This window comes from Planktothrix sp. FACHB-1355, from assembly GCF_014748295.1.
Lineage (GTDB): Bacteria > Cyanobacteriota > Cyanobacteriia > Cyanobacteriales > Aerosakkonemataceae > Aerosakkonema > Aerosakkonema funiforme_A.
This window is the reverse complement of record NZ_JACJUP010001098.1, coordinates 1-2,365: the sequence shown is the minus strand read 5'-3', so window position 1 is coordinate 2,365 and position 2,365 is coordinate 1. Positions and strand designations below refer to the sequence as shown.

4 protein-coding genes are annotated in these 2,365 nt (G+C 43.8%); 3 read left to right on the top strand and 1 reads right to left on the bottom strand.

The genetic code is table 11. The annotated features are described in order from the left end of the window. Both rsgA and H6S82_RS29440 read left to right on the top strand, forming a co-directional pair. A partial coding sequence (rsgA, locus tag H6S82_RS29445; protein WP_191057194.1) for a ribosome small subunit-dependent GTPase A occupies positions 1–686 on the top strand: 686 nt, incomplete at its 5' end. A 245-nt stretch (positions 687–931) separates the two neighbouring features. After that, entirely contained in the window at positions 932–1,099 is a 168-nt protein-coding gene (locus H6S82_RS29440; protein WP_190473399.1) for a hypothetical protein, read from the top strand. A gap of 114 nt (positions 1,100–1,213) precedes the next feature. Here the strand turns inward: H6S82_RS29440 and H6S82_RS29435 are convergent, their stop codons facing one another. Beyond that, on the bottom strand, positions 1,214–1,447 hold the full coding sequence (locus H6S82_RS29435) for an RNA-binding S4 domain-containing protein (protein ID WP_347339567.1): 234 nt from the start codon (positions 1,445–1,447) through the stop codon (positions 1,214–1,216). A 153-nt stretch (positions 1,448–1,600) separates the two neighbouring features. Here H6S82_RS29435 and H6S82_RS29430 point away from each other — a divergent pair. Beyond that, on the top strand, positions 1,601–2,365 hold a 765-nt coding region (locus H6S82_RS29430), incomplete at its 3' end, for a fibronectin type III domain-containing protein (protein WP_191057193.1).

The window sequence follows — 2,365 nt, the reverse complement described above, 5'->3', positions numbered from 1 at the left end:
ATCTCGCGAGAATCGAACGCTATTTGATTTTGATTTGGGAAAGTGGCGCTAATCCAGTTATCGTTTTGAATAAAGCCGATTTGTGCGAAGATTTCGAGGAAATTAGAAGTGAAGTAGAAACAATAGCTGTTGGCGTACCGATTGTTGTATTGAGTGCGATCGCCAACCAAGGAATCGACAGCTTGCTACCTTATTTAGGGATGGGAAACACTGTAGCTTTAGTCGGTTCTTCTGGCGTTGGAAAATCGACGATCGTCAATCAATTAGTCGGAGAAAACATTCAAGCAGTTCAGTCAGTCCGTCAAACAGATAGTCGAGGTAGACACACCACAACTCATCGAGAGTTGATTGTCTTACCTTCTGGTGGTTTGCTAATAGATACTCCCGGAATACGAGAAATCCAAATGTGGAATGGCAATGAAGGTTTTCAGGAAACCTTTACCGATATCTACGCACTCGCAGAACAATGTCGCTTCCGCAATTGCAAACATGAAAAAGAACCCGGTTGTGCAGTGCAACAAGCTCTCTTTGACGGCACTCTTGACGAACGACGTTTCTACAACTATCAAAAACTGCAAGATGAACTGGCATACATGACGCGCAAACAAGACCAAAAAGCGTATTTAGCGGAGAAGGAAAAATGGAAAAAAATTCATAAAACGATGAGAAAAAATCCCAAACGATAACTGAACTGTTGCATATAAAACAGTTCGGACGGGCAAGATGCCCATCCCACAAGAACAATCTCTTTGTTGTGGGGTGGGCGTCCCGCCTGCCCAGTGTATGAGCGCAAGATATGCGTTACCCTACCGCTAACGCACCCTACAATTTTTGACAATTTTTTAGGGTTTAAATTATATGCAAAAAGAAGCACTTCTGATAGCCGATCGCATAGCTATTTCCGACACTAATGCTTCGGTAAAATCCCGCTTTGCAAAAAGCTAATTCCAGTCTGGAATATCAGCTTTTAAGACAACAACTCGGACAATTTCTGTTTGGCAAAAATGAAATAAAAAAACGTGCTGAAATGTTGAGCGGAAGTGAGTTAGCTAGATTGGCGATCGCTACAATCACAGCCTATGGTTTATCTTCCAGATGAAACAGCAGAATTTTATCAAGAGTTACTGAAGTAGCGATCGCACCCAAAAAACCCCATGTCTGCGGCGTTCAAGACCGAGATTTCCCAAACCAGATCCTAAGATATCGCGTTTTTTTACAGTCTGACTTGATAACTTCGTCCCAAAACCGTTACGCGATCGCCTGTAACTAATTGTCGTCCCCGTCTAATCTCAGTCTCGCCGTTGACCTGTACATGACCATCTTGAATCAGCAGCTTAGCTTGTCCGCCAGTTGGCGCTACACCGATGAACTTTAAATACTGGTCGAGCTTTATCGTGTCAGTTTTCGTCATAAATCCATAATGTACGGTATGGTATTTGTCTTTCACATTAATTATGGCAAAGTTTAACAACGCACAGCGATAAGCGTAACAGTAAAATAATAGACATCTCTAAAAAATCTTGTAGGGTAGGCATCCTGCCTGCCCTTTGAGATTCTTTTCTGAAGATATCTAATAGTGTCCCCAGTCAAACTGCTACATATGTCTTCTTCACCCCAGCTACTCACCGATCCATTTTTGCAACTTCCCACCGCAACAGGAGTGCGAGTTGTTTGGTTTACCGAATTTGCAGGTTCTCGCCATATCGTTACCTACGGTGAGGACTTAAATTTTACTGCTGTCGCGACTACCATCAAGCTTAGTCGCACGCGGGAAGATGAGCGATCGAAAGTAGGAAAACAAAGGAGAGAAGGCGAAATATATGAAAAGATTGCCATTCGCCACATCTGGCGACACGAAGCAGAAGTCACCGGATTAACTCCTCTTAAACGAATTCCTTATCGCGTTACCAGTGTGCGAGAAGATGGTGAAAGTGTCAGTAGCGATGTATTCACCCTCGCGGCTTCACCACCGGCGGGAATGCCTCTGAAAATTTTACTAACATCCGACCATCAGTTGATGCCGATGACACCTGCCAACTTGCAAAAAGTAGCAGAAACAGTGCAGCGAGTTGATGCAGTTTTCTTCGTTGGCGATTTGGTCAATGTTCCCGATCGCGCTTCGGAATGGTTTGACGATAATCGTGGAGTTGCCTTTTTCCCCTGTCTGCAAGGTCGTGCCAATGGCGAAATTACCAAAAACGGTATTACCACAGTTTACACTGGCGGTCAACTAATACAACACGCGCCGATTTTTCCCGCGCTTGGCAATCACGAAGTTATGGGTCGTTTCTCAATGCTAACTGAATTGAAGTCTCAGTTTAGCAATCCATTTCCTCTCACTGTATCCGAGCAAATTTACGACAAA